This window comes from Kitasatospora sp. NPDC015120 (assembly GCF_043080305.1).
Taxonomy (GTDB): domain Bacteria; phylum Actinomycetota; class Actinomycetes; order Streptomycetales; family Streptomycetaceae; genus Kitasatospora.
In genome coordinates this window covers 1-16,086 of sequence record NZ_JBIBVJ010000005.1, presented here as the reverse complement: position 1 = coordinate 16,086, position 16,086 = coordinate 1, and the positions used below count along the sequence as shown (strand labels likewise).

General features: G+C 75.5%; 12 protein-coding genes. 4 read left to right on the top strand and 8 right to left on the bottom strand.

Annotated elements, in window-relative coordinates; translation table 11 throughout:
* The first annotated feature begins 13 nt into the window (after nucleotides 1–13).
* The gene (locus ACF1AK_RS14195) at nucleotides 14–2,518 is read left to right on the top strand and encodes a helicase C-terminal domain-containing protein (protein ID WP_391499081.1); all 2,505 of its coding nucleotides are present in this window, start codon (nucleotides 14–16) and stop codon (nucleotides 2,516–2,518) included.
* A 33-nt stretch (nucleotides 2,519–2,551) separates the two neighbouring features.
* Here the strand turns inward: ACF1AK_RS14195 and ACF1AK_RS14190 are convergent, their stop codons facing one another.
* Complete coding sequence (locus ACF1AK_RS14190; protein ID WP_391499080.1) at nucleotides 2,552–2,818, bottom strand: hypothetical protein; 267 nt, start codon at nucleotides 2,816–2,818, stop codon at nucleotides 2,552–2,554.
* 209 nt (nucleotides 2,819–3,027) lie between these two features.
* Here ACF1AK_RS14190 and ACF1AK_RS14185 point away from each other — a divergent pair, with 209 nt between their 5' ends.
* Together ACF1AK_RS14185 and ACF1AK_RS14180 are read left to right on the top strand one after the other, a co-directional pair.
* Complete coding sequence (locus tag ACF1AK_RS14185; protein ID WP_391499079.1) at nucleotides 3,028–4,665, top strand: DNA repair helicase XPB; 1,638 nt, start codon at nucleotides 3,028–3,030, stop codon at nucleotides 4,663–4,665.
* 216 nt (nucleotides 4,666–4,881) lie between these two features.
* Nucleotides 4,882–6,933, top strand: coding sequence for a HelD family protein (locus tag ACF1AK_RS14180; protein ID WP_391499078.1), 2,052 nt, complete (start codon nucleotides 4,882–4,884; stop codon nucleotides 6,931–6,933).
* A 64-nt stretch (nucleotides 6,934–6,997) separates the two neighbouring features.
* On the opposite strand, the gene ACF1AK_RS14175 is transcribed toward ACF1AK_RS14180, so the two are convergent.
* From ACF1AK_RS14175 to ACF1AK_RS14165, 3 genes are all read right to left on the bottom strand, one after another.
* On the bottom strand, nucleotides 6,998–7,684 hold the full coding sequence (locus ACF1AK_RS14175; protein ID WP_391499077.1) for a copper homeostasis protein CutC: 687 nt from the start codon (nucleotides 7,682–7,684) through the stop codon (nucleotides 6,998–7,000).
* A 162-nt stretch (nucleotides 7,685–7,846) separates the two neighbouring features.
* Entirely contained in the window at nucleotides 7,847–8,842 is a 996-nt protein-coding gene (locus ACF1AK_RS14170) for a hypothetical protein (RefSeq protein WP_391499076.1), read from the bottom strand.
* A complete protein-coding gene (locus ACF1AK_RS14165) occupies nucleotides 8,839–9,243 on the bottom strand; it encodes a PadR family transcriptional regulator (RefSeq protein ID WP_391499075.1) in 405 nt (134 codons plus the stop codon). The genes ACF1AK_RS14170 and ACF1AK_RS14165 overlap by 4 nt, the downstream gene beginning before the upstream one ends.
* Nucleotides 9,244–9,325: 82 nt before the next feature.
* Between ACF1AK_RS14165 and ACF1AK_RS14160 the strand changes: the two genes are divergently transcribed.
* A complete protein-coding gene (locus ACF1AK_RS14160; RefSeq protein WP_391499074.1) occupies nucleotides 9,326–9,976 on the top strand; it encodes a hypothetical protein in 651 nt (216 codons plus the stop codon).
* Nucleotides 9,977–10,030: 54 nt separating this feature from the next.
* Here the strand turns inward: ACF1AK_RS14160 and ACF1AK_RS14155 are convergent, their stop codons facing one another.
* The 4 genes from ACF1AK_RS14155 to groL all read right to left on the bottom strand — a co-directional run bounded on the left by ACF1AK_RS14155 (nucleotide 10,031) and on the right by groL (nucleotide 15,771).
* A complete protein-coding gene (locus tag ACF1AK_RS14155) occupies nucleotides 10,031–12,793 on the bottom strand; it encodes an FtsX-like permease family protein (protein WP_391499451.1) in 2,763 nt (920 codons plus the stop codon).
* Entirely contained in the window at nucleotides 12,793–13,539 is a 747-nt protein-coding gene (locus ACF1AK_RS14150) for an ABC transporter ATP-binding protein (protein ID WP_391499073.1), read from the bottom strand. The genes ACF1AK_RS14155 and ACF1AK_RS14150 overlap by 1 nt, the downstream gene beginning before the upstream one ends.
* Before the next feature lie 153 nt (nucleotides 13,540–13,692).
* Entirely contained in the window at nucleotides 13,693–14,052 is a 360-nt protein-coding gene (locus tag ACF1AK_RS14145) for a hypothetical protein (protein WP_391499072.1), read from the bottom strand.
* 96 nt (nucleotides 14,053–14,148) lie between these two features.
* Complete coding sequence (groL, locus tag ACF1AK_RS14140) at nucleotides 14,149–15,771, bottom strand: chaperonin GroEL (protein WP_391499071.1); 1,623 nt, start codon at nucleotides 15,769–15,771, stop codon at nucleotides 14,149–14,151.
* Nucleotides 15,772–16,086: the final 315 nt, after the last annotated feature.

Here is a 16,086-nt window from a genome sequence, read left to right as displayed (position 1 = left end):
TAACCTAGGTCGAATGACCACACCGCAGGGCCCCCAACGCCAGGCCAAGTCCGCCGCCGGCCCCCGCACCCTCGCCGAGGAACTGCGCGCCCGGCCCGACGACGACCTCGCCGCCCTGCTCCGGTCCCGCCCCGACCTGCTCAACCCCGTGCCCGGCGACCTCACCCAGCTCACCGCCCGGCTCTCCTCCCGCGCCTCCGCCCTGCGCGCGCTGGAGCGGCTGGACCGCTTCACCCTGCAGACCGCCGAGGCGCTCGCCGCCCTGCCCGACGGCGCCACGCCCGCCGCCGTGCGCACCCTGCTGGCCGGGCCGGCCAAGGTCAAGCCGCACCCCGGCGCCACCCCGCTGAGCGCCGCCGACCGGTCCGCCGTCGCGGCCGCGCTCCCCCGCGCCCTGGCCACCCTGCGTGACCGCGCGCTGCTCTGGGGCCCGGACAACGGCCTGCGCCTGGTCATCGCGGTCCGCGAGGCGCTCGCCCCGACCGCCGCCAACCCCGGCCGCACCGGCCTCGGGCCGACCTTCGCCGAGGCCACCAGCGGAATGTCCCCGGCCCGCCTGCAGCAGCTGCTCGCCTCCGCCGGACAGCCCGCGACGCCCGACCCGGTCACCGCGGTCGCCGCGTTCACCGCGCTGCTCTCCGACCGCGCCCGCTGCGCGGACCTGCTCGCCACCGCCCCCGAACCCGCCCTGCGGCTGCTCGACCGGCTGGTCTGGGGGCCGCCCACCGGCACCGTCCCGGACGCCACCCGCCCGGTCACCGCCGAGGACGCGCAGAGCCCGGTCGAGTGGCTGCTGGCCCGCGGCCTGCTGCTGCCCAGCAGCCCGGGCAGCGTGGTGCTGCCCCGCGAACTCGCCCTCCACCTGCGCGGCGGACGCGCGCACCGCACCGTGGAACCGCTGCCGCCGGAGCCGGTGCCCGCCGCCGCGCCGCGCGACGCCCGGGTGGTGGACGCCGCCGCCGCCGGTCAGGCGCACACCGCCGTGCGGACCGTCGAGGAGCTGCTCGACCTCTGGGGCCTCACCCCGCCGCCCACCCTGCGCGCCGGCGGCCTCGGTGTGCGCGACCTCAAGCGCACCGCCCAGGCCCTGGAGAGCACCGAGCCGGTCGCCGCCTTCTGGCTCGAACTCGCCTACACCGCGGGCCTGCTGGCCCCGGACGGCGAGGTCGACGAGCACTGGGCGCCGACCCCCGGCTACGACGAGTGGCTGCGGCTGGACACCGCCGAGCGGTGGACCGTGCTCGCCCGCGCCTGGCTCGCCGCCACCCGCGTCCCGGCCCTCGCCGGCGCCCCCGACGGCAAGGGCAAGCCGCGGGCCGTGCTCGGCCCGGAGCTGGACCGCACCCTCGCCCCGTCCGTCCGCCGCGCCACCCTCGCCCTGCTCGCCGAACTCCCGCCCGGCACCGCGGCCACCGCCGGGGAACTGCTGCCCACGCTGCGCTGGCAGCGTCCGCTGCGCGGCGGACCGGCCGCCCCCGACGGCGGCGACCTGCGCGACCAGCTGGTGGCCTGGACCCTCGCCGAGGCCGAACTCCTCGGCGTCACGGGCCGCGGCGCGCTCGCCGCCCCCGCCCGGGCCCTGCTCACCGCCGAGCACGACCCGGCCGCCGTGCTCGCCCCGCTGCTGCCGCAGCCGCTCGACCACGTCATCCTGCAGCCGGACCTCACCGCGATCGCCCCCGGCCCGCTGCTCACCCCGCTCGCCCAGGCGCTCGCGCTCTGCGCCGACATCGAGTCCAAGGGCGGCGCGACCGTCTACCGGTTCACCCCCGGCTCGGTACGCCGCGCCCTCGACGCCGGCCGCACCGCCGCCGACCTGCGGGCCTTCCTGACGCAGCACTCCCGCACGCCCGTCCCGCAGCCGCTCGGCTACCTGATCGACGACGTCGCCCGGCGGCACGGCCTGCTGCGGGTCGGCGCCGCCTCGTCCTACCTGCGCTGCGACGACCCGTCCCTGCTGAACGAGATCCTGGCCGACCGCCGTTCCGCCGACCTGCGGCTGCGGCTGCTCGCCCCCACCGTGCTGGCCGCCCAGGCCGCGCCCGACGTCCTGCTCGCGGGCCTGCGCGCCATGGGGTACGCGCCGGCCGCCGAGTCCGCCGAGGGCGACGTGCTGATCACCCGCCCGGACAGCCACCGCACCCCGCCGCGCGCGGCCCCGGTGCCCGTCCCGGACGGCCCGCCCGCACCGGACGACACCCTGCTCGCCGCCGCGGTCAAGGCGATCCGGGCCGGCGACCGGGCCGCCACCGCCGTCCGCCGCGAGCCCACCGTCCCGGCCGGGCGTCAACTCCCGCGCACGGCCGCCGCCGAGACCCTGGCCGCGCTGCAGACGGCGGTCCTGCTCGGCGAGCGGATGTGGATCGGCTACCTCAACGCGGAGGGCCTGGCCAGCCAGCGGATCATCGACCCGGTCAAGGTCGAGGGCGGCTACGTCACCGCCTTCGACCACCACGACGGCGAACTGCGCACCTTCGCGCTGCACCGGATCACCGGCGTCGCCGAACTGGACGAGTAGCCCGCGCCGGACAGCGGGCGACGGGCAGCGGGCTCAGTGCCCCTGCTGCGCGGCCGCCTGCTCCGCCTGCTTCTCCTTGAGCGCCTTGTCCGCCATGGCGGCGAGGTCGCCCTGCCCCATCGGCATCACGGAGGTCGCCCCGGTCAGGTCGGCGAGCAGGAACGCGGGCGAGGCCAGCAGGCCGCCCGGCCCCTCCCCGACGCCGGCGATCGCGTACGCGGAGCCGGCCGAGGAGGCGGTGGCGGCGACGGCCGTGCCGGCGAGGGCGAGAGCGGTGAGGACGCGCTTCGACTTGTTCATGCCCTGCCCAACGAGCCACCCCGCCGCCGGTCACCCCCCGCCACCCCTTCCGCACCGCCCGCACCGGCCGTCGAAAGGAGTCGTCACCGGCCTTCCCGCCCCCCTTCCACCCTGCGGCGGTCCCGCCCACCCGCCCGGATGCGCGACACTGGAGGGTCGGCGTCCCGACGGACCCGACAGACCTGTCAGCCAGTGGAGGGCACCCCCGCGTGAACGACGGACCGCTCATCGTCCAGAGCGACAAGACTCTTCTCCTGGAGATCGACCACCCCGGGGCCTCCGACTGCCGCCGGGCCATCGCGCCGTTCGCGGAGCTGGAGCGGGCGCCCGAGCACGTGCACACGTACCGGGTGACGCCGCTCGGGCTGTGGAACGCGCGGGCCGCGGGCCACGACGCCGAGCAGGTCGTGGACGCCCTGGTGACGTACTCGCGCTACCCGGTGCCGCACGCGCTGCTGGTCGACGTGGCCGACACGATGGCCCGGTACGGGCGGCTGCGGCTGGTCAAGCACCCGACCCACGGGCTGGTGCTCACCACCACCGACCGCCCGGTGCTGGAGGAGATGCTGCGGTCCAAGAAGGTCGCCCCGCTGGTCGGCGCCCGGATCGACCCGGACACCGTGGTGGTGCACCCCTCCGAGCGCGGCCAGATCAAGCAGGTGCTGCTGAAACTCGGCTGGCCCGCCGAGGACTTCGCCGGCTACGTGGACGGCGAGGCGCACCCGATCGACCTGGAGGAGGACGGCTGGAGCCTGCGCCCCTACCAGGCGCAGGCCGTGGAGGGCTTCTGGCACGGCGGCTCGGGCGTCGTCGTGCTGCCCTGCGGCGCCGGCAAGACGCTGGTGGGCGCGGCGGCGATGGCGCACGCCAAGTCGACCACGCTGATCCTGGTCACCAACACCGTCTCGGCCCGCCAGTGGAAGCACGAGCTGGTCCGGCGGACCTCGCTCACCGAGGACGAGATCGGCGAGTACAGCGGCACCCGGAAGGAGATCCGCCCGGTCACCATCGCCACTTACCAGGTGATGACCACCAAGCGGAAGGGCGTCTACGCCCACCTGGAGCTGTTCGACGCCCGCAACTGGGGCCTGGTCGTCTACGACGAGGTGCACCTGCTGCCGGCCCCGGTGTTCAAGTTCACCGCGGACCTCCAGGCCCGCCGCCGGCTCGGCCTGACCGCCACCCTGGTGCGCGAGGACGGCCGCGAGGGCGACGTGTTCAGCCTGATCGGCCCCAAGCGCTTCGACGCCCCGTGGAAGGAGATCGAGGCGCAGGGCTACATCGCGCCCGCCGACTGCTGCGAGGTGCGGGTCACCCTCACCGACTCCGAGCGGCTCGCCTACGCGACCGCGGAGCCCGAGGAGCGCTACCGCTTCTGCGCGACCACGGCCACCAAGCGCCGGGTGGTGGAGGCCCTGGTCAAGAAGCACGAGAAGGACCAGACGCTGATCATCGGCCAGTACATCGACCAGCTGGACGAGCTCGGCGAGGCCCTGGACGCCCCGGTGATCAAGGGCGAGACCAGCAACGCCCAGCGCGAGAAGCTGTTCGACGCCTTCCGCAACAAGGAGATCGGCGTCCTGGTGGTCTCCAAGGTCGCCAACTTCTCCATCGACCTGCCGGAGGCGACCGTCGCCATCCAGGTCTCCGGAACCTTCGGCTCCCGGCAGGAGGAGGCCCAGCGCCTGGGCCGGGTGCTGCGCCCCAAGGCGGACGGGCACGCCGCCCACTTCTACTCGGTGGTCGCCCGTGACACCGTCGACCAGGACTTCGCCGCCCACCGCCAGCGCTTCCTCGCCGAGCAGGGCTACGCCTACCGGATCATCGACGCGGACGACGTCCTGTAGCCGCGCGGGCGGAAGTGGACCGGAGGGGCGGACGGGGGTGGATCGGAGAGGCGGACGCGGCTAGGATCGTCCGTCTGCCCCCTCCCGAACCGTGGTACCTGCTGAAGTCGCGCAGGCAGCCGGGGGAGGTACCGGCCGTTCGGCAACCGGCCGGTATCCACCGTGAGCTCCTACGATCCGCTGCGCCCGCGTCCGGGGCAGCCGGGAAGGTTCGCTGTGCCCGCCACCTCCACCACCGACCCCCTGCAGCGCGAACGCGACCACCTGGCCGCGTCCAGGGAGGCGCTGCGCGCGATGCGCGAGGACGTCGAGTCCCTGGACATCCGCGACGTCACCGGCACCTGGGTCACCGCCCTCGTGCTGCAGAACCAGATCGAGGCCAGGATCGCCGCCCTGGCCGACCTCTCGCACACCCCGCTGTTCTTCGGCCGGCTCGACTACCTGCACACGATCAGCGAGGACCTGAGCGAGGGATCGGGCGGGGAGAGCTTCTACATCGGGCGCCGCCACGTGCACGACGCGAACGGCGACCCGATGGTGATCGACTGGCGCGCGCCGGTCTCCCAGCCGTTCTACCGGGCCAGCCGCACCGAGCCGCTGGACGTCGAGCGCCGCCGCCGCTTCGGCTACACCGGCGGCGAGCTCACCGCGTACGAGGACGAGCACCTCTGCGACCCCGCCGAGGGCGAGACCACCTCCGCCCTGCTCGCGGCGGAGATCGAGAAGCCGCGCGTCGGCCCGATGCGCGACATCGTGGCGACCATCCAGCCGGAGCAGGACGAGATCGTCCGTGCCGACATCTCCGGCACCCTCTGCGTGCAGGGCGCCCCCGGCACCGGGAAGACCGCCGTCGGCCTGCACCGCGTGGCGTACCTGCTCTACGCGCACCGCGAGCGGCTGGCCCGCACCGGGACGCTCGTGATCGGCCCGAACAACGCCTTCCTCTCCTACATCGAGCAGGTGCTGCCCGCGCTGGGCGAGCTGGACGTCGCGCAGGCCACCGTGCAGCAGCTGGTCGGGCACGTCGAGGTGCGCGGCGAGGACACCCCCGAGGCGGCCCGGCTGAAGGGCGACGCCCGGATGGCCGAGGTGCTGCGCCGGGCGGTGCGCTCCGGCATCGCGCTGCCCGCCGAACCGTGCGTGGTGGTCCGCGGCTCCCGCCGCTGGCGCGTCGCGGTGCACGAACTGGTCGCGATCATCGAGGAGCTGAAGGGCCGTGACATCCGCTACGGGGCGGCCGCGGAGGCGCTGCCGCAGCGGATCGCGCACGCCGTGCTGCTGAAGATGGAGCAGAGCGGCGAGGCCCCGGACGACCGGGTGCAGGACGCGGTGGCCCGCAACCCCGCGGTGAAGGCGGTGGTCAGGGCGTGCTGGCCGGCGGTCGACCCGGCCAAGCTGGTGCTGCGGCTGCTCTCCGAGCCGGAGTTCCTGGCCGCCTGCGCGCAGGGCGTGCTGAGCGCCGAGGAGCAGGCGGCCGTGCTGTGGCCCAAGCGGGGCCGCTCGGTGAAGACCGCCCGCTGGACGGCCGCCGACGCCGTGCTCGTCGACGAGGCGACGGACCTGGTGCGGCGCACCCCCTCGCTGGGACACGTGGTGCTGGACGAGGCGCAGGACCTCTCGCCGATGCAGTACCGCGCGGTCGGCCGCCGCTGCACCACCGGCTCGGCGACCGTGCTGGGCGACCTCGCCCAGGGCACCACCCCCTGGGCGACGGCGAGTTGGCCGGAGGCGCTGCACCACCTGGGCAAGCCGGCCGCCCACATCGAGGAGCTGACCAAGGGCTTCCGGGTGCCGGAGGAGGTCATCGCGTACGCCTCCCGGCTGCTGCCGTCGATCGCCCCGGGCCTGAGCCCGGCCAGTTCGGTGCGTGAGGCACCGGGGTCGCTGACGGTCCGCCGGGTCACCGAGGAGGAGCGGACCGGGGCCGTGGTCGAGGCGTGCCGGCGGGCGCTGGAGCGGGAGGGGTCGACCGGTCTGATCGCGGCCGACGCGCGCGTCCCGCTGCTCGCGCAGGCGCTGACCGAGGCCGGGCTCGCGCACCTCGCGCCCGGGACCGAGACCAGTGCCGAGGCCCGTCTGACGCTCGTCCCGGCGTCACTGGCCAAGGGTCTGGAGTACGACTACGTGGTGCTGGACGAGCCGGCCGCGGTGGTCGCGGGCGAGCCGGACGAGCGGACCGGGCTGCGGCGGCTGTACGTGGCGCTGACGCGTGCGGTCTCCGGCCTGGAGGTGCTGCACGCCGAGCCGCTGCCGGAGCAGCTGCGCTGACCGCGCGGGGCCGGAGCGTCACCACGACGGTCCGGCCCCGGTGCCCCGACGGCGGGCAGCCGGCTCAGCCGTCGATCATCGCCCGCCACTCGGCGACCTTGGCGGCGTCGACCGGCGACCGCCAGCCGTCCGCCCGGACGGCCCCGCCGACGTGGAAGGCGTCGAACCCGGCCGCCCGCAGCCCCGGCAGGTGCTCGGCCCGCAGGCCGCCGCCGATCAGGATCCGCTGGGTGTAGCCGGGCTCGCCGGCCCAGGCGAGCTCGGCCAGCAGGACGTCCCGGCCGGCGTCCACGCCGCCGGCCGCGCCGGAGGTGAGGAAGGTGTCCAGCCCGGGCAGCGCGCCGACGGCCGCGCGGACGGCGGCCCGGTCGGCGCTGTGGTCGATCGCCCGGTGGAAGGTCCAGCGGCAGCCGGCCACCGCCTCGGCGACGGCCTCGGTGGCGGCGAGGTCGACACCGCCCCCGGCGTCGAGGAAGCCGAAGACGAACTCGTCGGCGCCCTCGGCCCGGAGCGCGGCGGCGCGGGCGCGCAGCTCGTCCAGGTCGCCGGGGGCGAAGCCGTCCCGGATGCGGAGCATGACGCGCAGCGGCAGCTCGACGGCGGCGCGGATCCTGGCGAAGTCCCCGACCGACGGGGTGAGCCCGTCGGCGGCCATGTCGGTGACCAGTTCGAGCCGGTCGGCGCCGCCCGACTCGGCGGCCTGGGCGTCCTGGGGCGTCAGCGCGATGACTTCGAAAATTGGTCTAGACATATGAGACAGCCTGCCACATCGGCCCTTCCCCGGCGAGCCCCGTGCGGCCACTTGGCCGGACAACACCCGCCCCCCGGAAAGCACGGAGCGGCCGGACGCCAGGGGCCCCCGCCCCCGTCGTCCGGCCGCTCCGCGGGGCGGCGAGGCCCCGGTCGTCCCCGCTCAGGCGAGGCTCCGGACACCTCCCGCACCCGCGCCCGTCCGCTGCCCGGCCCCGGCCCGGCGCAGCATCCATCCGGTCGCCACCAGCCCGACCACCACCGCGACCGTCAGCGGGGCCATCCGCCACATGCCGCCGACCGACTGCCAGGTCCGGAAGGCGTTGAAGCCGAAGGTCATCGGCAGCGCCGCGAGGCCGATCGCCGCCGGCGCCAGCCGCCCGCGCGCCGCGAAGAGCAGCGCGGCCGCCGGAACCACCAGCAGCGCCACCGCCGCGTCCCGGTCCAGCAGGCCGAAGGAGCTGTAGAAGCCCTCCGCGGCCAGGATCAGCCCGCCGCCGGCCGCGGCGGCCAGCACCGCGATCCGGCCGCGCGCGCCCGGCCGCTCCCCCACCAGCTCCTGCGGGGCGCAGGCGAACACCAGGCCGGCCAGCAGCAGCGGGGTCGACTCCCCGGAGCCCAGGAGGAACCCCCAGAGGGAGGGCCCGTCCTGCACGGCCGCGAGCAGCACGCCCAGCGCGCCGACACCGGCCACGCCGAACGCCGCGTACCGGGCCTCCCGCCGGCGGCCGGCCAGGACGGCCGCGACCAGCAGCAGCGGCAGCAGCGCCTGCCCGAAGAACCACACGAAGGCCGGCACCCGGCCGATCCGGTCCGGCAGCGCCCACATCGGGACCCAGGCCGGGTTCACCACCTGGTCGACCGTGTAGGCCGCGCACAGACCGGCGACCGCACCCGCGACCAGCGGCGCGGCCAGCGCGAACAGCTGCCCGACGACGGAGGAGGCGGTCAGACCGGTGCGCATCCGCAGGCCGTACGCGCCCAGGTCGAACACCTCGCGGGCGGTGGCCAGCCGGCCGGACCCGGCGGTGCTGTCGGCGAAGACCGCGGACAGCTCGTCACCGCGCTCGCGGCGGTAGCGGGCCGGGTAGAGCCGCAGCGCGGCGCGGAACGCCACCGGATCCGGCAGCACGCCCGGGAAGCCGTGCGTCGTGGTCATGCGAACACCCCCATGGAGTCGGTGAATCCGAGGCCCGCGGCGCCGCCGACGGCCTTCCCGACGGCCGGGCGGGCGGCGGGCCGAACGGCGGCGAGCCGGCGTTCCGCCTCCTGCGCGACGGAACGCAGCCGCTCCGCCTCGACGGCCAGCGCGCCCCGCCCGTCCTCGGTGAGGGCGTAGGTGCGCCTGGCCCGGCCGTCCACCACCTCTTCGGCGGCGACCTCGATCAGGCCCTGCTGGAGCAGCCGGTCGAGCGCGCCGTACAGGGTGCCGGTGCGCATCTTGACGCGGCCGCCGGAGATCGCGCCGATCTCCTGGATGAGCGCGTAGCCGTGCCGGGGGGCATCGGCGAGTGCGGTCAGCAGGAGCAGTGTCGGCTCTTGCATCGCCCGTTCAGTCATGTAGCTACATATACCTTTCATCGACATATCACGTCCAGTGGAATCCTGCTCCGCCCCCGCCCCGGCCCAGCACAATGGCGCCATGGCCGCTGCCGACGCCCCCGCAGACCTGCTCGCCGCCTGGACCGCCCTGCTCCACCGCTGCGGCGCGCACACCGACCCCGGACCGGCCGGCCGGGAGCTGCTGCGCCGCTGGTCCGAACCGCAGCGCCGGTACCACACCACCGACCACCTGCGGGCGGTGCTGGGCCACGTCGACGCCTTCGCCGGGCACGCCGGCGACCCGGACGCCGTCCGGCTGGCCGCCTGGTTCCACGACGCCGTCTACCGCCCGGACCGCTCCGAGAACGAGGAGCGCAGCGCCGCCCTCGCCGTCCTGGCGCTCACCGGGCTGGGGCTGCCGGCGGCCCGGGTGGAGGAGGTCGCCCGGCTGGTCCGGCTCACCGTCACCCACCACCCCGCGCCGGGCGACCGCGACGGCGAGGTGCTGTGCGACGCCGACCTCGCCGTGCTCGGCGGCCCGCCGCAGGACTACGCGGCGTACGCGGCGGCCGTCCGGGAGGAGTACGCCTTCGTGCCCGCGCCGGACTTCCGCGCCGGGCGGGCGGCCGTGCTCCGGCAGCTGCTCGCGCTCCCCGCGCTCTACCGCACGCCCACCGCGCACGCCCGCTTCGATGCCGCCGCCCGGGCCAACCTCGCCGCCGAACTCACCCGTCTGGAGACCACCGGCTGAGCGCACCCACCCGGCCGGCGGCCTCCGGGCCGCCCGGCGTCACCCCGCCCGGCGTCACCCCGTCCGGCGCGCCAGCGGCAACCGCGAGCGGGTGAACGCGGCCGCGCCCAGCCCCGCCACCACCGGCAGCACCACCGTGATCATCACCAGCAGCCCCCACGGCGCGGTGAACGGGGCCGCCGGCTCGCCGATCCGCCCGCCGGCGTGCGAGCGCAGCAGCGCCGCCGCGGGCACGAACCCGCTGGCCGTGCCGATCACCGCCCCGAGCCCCGTGATCAACGTGCTCTGCAGACCGGCCTGCACCCGGTGGATCCGCGGCGGCGCGCCGACCGCGGCGAGCGTGGCCCGGTCGGCCAGGGAGTCGGCGGCGGCGAGACCGGTGGCCACGGCCGCCGCGCCCAGCACCACCACCACGGCGAACCCGGCGAGCGCGAGGCTGATCACGTCGTCCTTCGGCTGGAAGCCGCGCTCGACGTGCAGCATCGCCCGCGGGACGACCTGGGCCACGTCGGCCTCCACCCGCTGCTGCACCTTGGCGGTGGGCGGGTGCGCGGGCCGCCACACCGAGCCGATCGACTCGGTGGCGAGACCGGCCCCGCGCACCGCCTCGGGGCTCATCAGCAGCCCCCCGTACCGGGCGGCGTCCGGGTTGTCGACCAGGAGCGCGTCAACCGCGATCTCCTTGGTGCCCGGCTGCGGCGCCTCCCCGGGCCGGACCGGGCCGCCGCCGGCCGCGCCCATCATGGTGAGCACCGCCCGGCCGTCGTGCAGCCGGGCGCGGTCGAAGACGATCGCCTTTCCGGCGGCCAGGGCCTCCTCGACGGCCCGGTCGTTCACCCCGAACAGGTTGTGCAGCACCGTCGCGTCGCCGGCCAGCGCGCGGCTCCCGGGGCCGCCGTCGTCGAACCGGCCGCCCGCGCCCTTGGCCCGCACCGCGCTGGAGCAGCCCTCGCAGAAGACGTACAGCATGCTGTGGACGTCGGCGCGCACGCCCGCGTCCGGCAGGTCCCGCTCGACGGCGGCGCGCAGCCGCGGCAGCTGCGGGTCGTCCGGCTTCATCGGCGCCTCGACCACGACGGCCCCCATCGGGGCGGCTGGCCGGTAGGCGGCCCGGTCCTGGGCCTCGGTGCCGGTGGTGTAGACGCCGACGGCGACGGCTCCGGCGACGGCGGCCATCACCGCCGCCACGGCGGGCGCGGTGCGGCCGCGGTGGCGGGCCGAGTCGCGCAGGGCCAACCGGGGGCCGAGCGGCAGCCGGGCGGCGAGCCGGCCGGACAGCGCGATCAGCAGCGGGGTGAGGAGCAGGAAGCCGATCTCGGCAGTGACCGCCCCGGCGAGCACGGTGAGCGCCTTGCGGGTGAGCCCCTGGAACACCGGCAGGCCGGTGGCGTCCTGGCCGCCGGCGCCGTAGAGCGCCAGGCCCGCACCCGCGACGACCAGGACCACACCCAGCAGCGGGAGCCTGCGGCTCGGCGCGCCGATGCTGTCCCGGCCGGTGAGGCCGGCCACCACGTCACGGCGCGCGGCCTGGACGGCGGGCACCACGGCGGCCAGCAGCGCGGTGACCACGCCCACGGCCGCGATGGCCAGCAGGTCGAGCGGTGCGATCGCGAAGTGTCCGAAGCGGCTGCCGCCGGCCTCCTCCGCCCGGCTCCGCAGCACGGCGACCAGGCCGACGCCCGCCACCAGGCCGGCGGCCGCCCCGACGGTTCCGAGCACCAGCCCGGAGCCGAGCACGACCGCGCGGACATGGCTCCGCTCGCCGCCGGCGGCGCCGATCAGGGCGAGCTGCCGGCGCGCGCGCCGGGCGCCCACCGCGAAGGCCGGGCCGGCCAGCAGGGCGACCTCCAGCAGCGCCATCCCGGCCACCGTGGCCAGCACCACGACCCGCTTGTCCGCGTCCGGGAGCCTGAACAGACCGGGGTCGTAGGTGACGGCCGACGCGGGCGGCGGGTCGAGCGCCACGGCGCGCGAGGTCACCGTGAAGCCGTACCGGTTGAGCTTCCGGACGGCGGGCCAGTCCAGGGCGGCGCCGCCGGGCATCCGCACCAGCCAGCGCTCCGGCCGGGCCTCGTCCGCCCCGGCCGCGGTCAGCCCGGACGGGCCGCCCGCGGCGGAGGGGCCCGCCGCGGCCAGCGGGGCGGTCAGCTCGCCGGGCCGGGCCACCAGCTCGACCTTGCCGAGGTCCCCGGGGTACTCGACCACAGCCGTCAGCCGGAACGGCGTCGTGTCGAGGCCCCTGACCGTGGTGGAGTCACCGATCCGCAGTCCGGCCTCGGCGAGGAAGGCGCGGGTGACGGCCGCCTCGTACGGCGCGCTCGGCGCCCTCCCCTCGACCAGGTCGAGCCGGCCCCGCCAGATCCGGTCGGTCAGGTCCGCCTCGGAGGTCGAGGTGGTGAACAGGCCCTCCCGGGTGGAGGTGCTGACCGCCGGCCCGGGGGTGGCCGGCAGCAGCAGCGCGCCCGCGGGCAGCAGCCCGGCGACCAGGCCGCCGGGGGACGCCGCCGCGGCGGCGGCGGCCACCGAGGCGGGATCGGTCCGGTCCTCCTGCAGCACCTGCACGCCGTCCTCGGCGAACGGTCCCTGGTCGACCGAGCGGCCCGGCCGGTGGGCGGTGATCAGGGCGTCCGCCCCGCCCATCAGCCGTTCGACCCGCTCGCCGGGGGTGAGCTGTCCACTGCGGTGGACGACGTCGGCGCCGGCGACACCGAGCACCGGGAGCGCGACCATGGCGGCCACCAGGGCGCTGCGGCCCTTGGCACGCAGGGCGTCGCGGCGGGCGATCCGCAGGGCGACGCGCAGGGCGGAGAGCTTCATCACCGGCCGCCGTTCCCGCCGGCGAGCAGCAGCTGCGCGGCCTGCCGTCCGCTGGTCTCCTGGACCACCAGACCGTCCCGCAGCACGACCACCCGGTCGGCCCAGACGGCGTGCCGGGCGTCGTGGGTGACCATCATGGCGGCGGCTCCCGCGTCGCAGCGCGCCCGCAGCACGCCGAGCACGGCCTCGCCGGTGGCCGAGTCGAGAGCCCCGGTGGGCTCGTCGGCCAGCACCAGCCGCCGCTCGCCGACCAGGGCGCGGGCGATCGCGACCCGCTGCTGCTGGCCGCCGGACAGCTGCTCGGGGAAGCGGTCGGCCAGCTCGCCGATGCCCAGCTCGTCCAGCGCGGCCCGGGCCTCGCGGCGGGCGGTCCGCCCGGAGACGCCGTCCAGCTCCCGGGGCAGCGCGATGTTCTCGGCGGCGGTCAGCGCCGGGACGAGGTTGTAGTCCTGGAAGACGTAGCCGACCGAGCGGCGCCGCACGGCGGCCAGGCCGGTGCGGCTCAGCGCGCCGAGTTCGACGCCCTCGACCAGCACCTGGCCGCGGCTGGGCCGGTCCAGGCCGCCGGCCAGCGTGAGCAGGGTGGACTTCCCGGAGCCGGAGGGCCCCATGACGGCGACGAACTCGCCGGGGCGGACGGCCAGGTCGACGCCGCGCAGCGCCTGCACCTCGGCCGCGCCCCCGCCGTGCACCCGGGTGACCGCCCGCAGTTCCAGGACGGGCCGGGTCGGATCTGACTGGGACATGGGTCTCCCCCTCGCTTGGCCGTGAAGGCTCAGACGGACTGTATAAGTCGGTAGACTACATATGCCGTCCATCGGTTCCACAACCCACGAAAAAACCGCCGCCGTGCCCGGGGGCACGACGGCGGCGAAGCCGGCGTCCAGCAGAAAGAGGGCCTAGGTGAGTTCCCCCACCGCCGCGACCACGGCGCCGCGCTTGCCGCAGACCCAGTGCGGATCCGGTCCCAGCTCCGGCTCCACGCCCAGCGCGTGCGGGTCCCCGTCCGCCGCGCAGTCCGCGCACAGCGGCCAGCGCCCGTGGCTCTCCAGCAGCGCGTCCTGGACGTCCTGGGCCACCAGGCCCAGCACGAACGCGGCGCCGTCCGGCCACTGCTCCAGCCACCAGCGCCGGTGCGTCACGGCCTTCTCCACCAGCGACACCACGGCGGCGTCGGCGGTGTCCCGCGCGGTCAGGTCGGCCAGGATCAGCGCCCGCGCGGAGTGCAGCGCCGTCTCGATGTCGTCTGTCGTAGCCATCCGTCCAGTGTCCCAAGAAGCTCCGGGAACGCCGCACGGGCGGCTCCCCGGAGGGAACCGCCCGTGCGAGCGAGAACAGCCGATCCGACCAGCGGATCAGAAGTCCATGTCACCGCCCGGCATGCCGCCGCCGGCGGCCGCGGCGGCCTTCTCCGGCTTGTCGGCGATGACGGCCTCGGTGGTGAGGAACAGCGCCGCGATGGAGGCGGCGTTCTGCAGCGCGGAGCGGGTGACCTTGGCCGGGTCGATGATGCCCTCGGCGACCAGGTCGACGTACTCGTTGGTGGCGGCGTTCAGGCCGTGACCGGCGGGGAGGTTGCGCACCTTCTCCACCACGACGCCGCCCTCAAGGCCGGCGTTGGTCGCGATCTGCTTGATCGGGGCCTCCAGCGCGACCTTGACGATGTTGGCACCGGTGGCCTCGTCGCCGTCCAGCTCCAGCTTCTCGAAGGCGACACCGGCCTGCAGCAGGGCGACGCCACCACCGGCGACGATGCCCTCCTCGACGGCGGCCTTCGCGTTGCGGACGGCGTCCTCGATGCGGTGCTTGCGCTCCTTGAGCTCCACCTCGGTGGCCGCGCCGGCCTTGATGACGGCCACGCCGCCGGCCAGCTTGGCGAGGCGCTCCTGGAGCTTCTCGCGGTCGTAGTCCGAGTCGCTGTTCTCGATCTCGGCGCGGATCTGGTTCACGCGGCCCGCGACCTGCTCGCTGTCGCCGCCGCCGTCGACGATGGTGGTCTCGTCCTTGGTGATGACCACCTTGCGGGCGGTGCCCAGCAGGTCGATGCCGGCGTTCTCCAGCTTCAGGCCGACCTCCTCGGAGATCACGGTGCCACCGGTGAGGATGGCGATGTCCTGGAGCATGGCCTTGCGGCGGTCGCCGAAGCCCGGGGCCTTGACGGCGACGGACTTGAAGGTGCCGCGGATCTTGTTCACGACCAGGGTCGACAGGGCCTCGCCCTCGACGTCCTCGGCGATGATGACGAGCGGCTTGCCGCTCTGCATGACCTTCTCCAGCAGCGGCAGGAGGTCCTTGACCGAGCCGATCTTGGAGTTGGCGATCAGGATGTACGGGTCCTCGAACGAGGTCTCCATACGCTCCAGGTCGGTGGCGAAGTAGGCCGAGATGTAGCCCTTGTCGAAGCGCATGCCCTCGGTGAGCTCCAGCTCCAGACCGAAGGTGTTGCTCTCCTCGACGGTGATGACGCCTTCCTTGCCGACCTTGTCCATCGCCTCGGCGATGAGCTCGCCGATCTGGGTGTCGGCGGCGGAGATGGAGGCGGTGGAGGCGATCTGCTCCTTGGTCTCCACGTCCTTGGCCTGGGCCAGGAGCTGGTCGGAGACGGCGGCGACGGCCTTCTCGATGCCGCGCTTCAGGGCCATCGGGTTGGCGCCGGCGGCGACGTTGCGCAGACCCTCGCGGACGAGCGCCTGGGCCAGCACGGTGGCGGTGGTGGTGCCGTCACCCGCGACGTCGTCGGTCTTCTTGGCGACCTCCTTGACGAGCTCCGCGCCGATCTTCTCGTACGGGTCCTCGAGCTCGATCTCCTTGGCGATGGAGACACCGTCGTTGGTGATGGTGGGGGCGCCCCACTTCTTCTCCAGCACGACGTTGCGACCCTTGGGGCCGAGCGTGACCTTCACTGCGTCGGCGAGCTGGTTCATGCCACGCTCAAGGCCGCGGCGAGCTTCCTCATCAAAGGCGATGATCTTGGCCATCTGAAGTGGTCCTCCGGGACACGGTCGACTGCTCGGACCAAGGGGTGCCCGCGACGGACGGCCCTGGTGTGCGGGGGTCCATTCCCCTACCGCTCCCGGGGGCCTCACCGACCCGGTCCGCTTGTCACTCTCAAGCTCAGAGTGCTAACGCCAATGATTAGCACTCTGGGTGGGCGAGTGCAAGCCCAAGGGGCAACCCCGCGAGCCGCGGCAGCAAGAACGGCGGGCCCGCGCGGCCGGGGGCGCGCGGGCCCCCCCGGGAGCCAGCGGCGCCCCACCCCCTGGGGCGCGCCCGACACCCGGGGGGCCGCAATG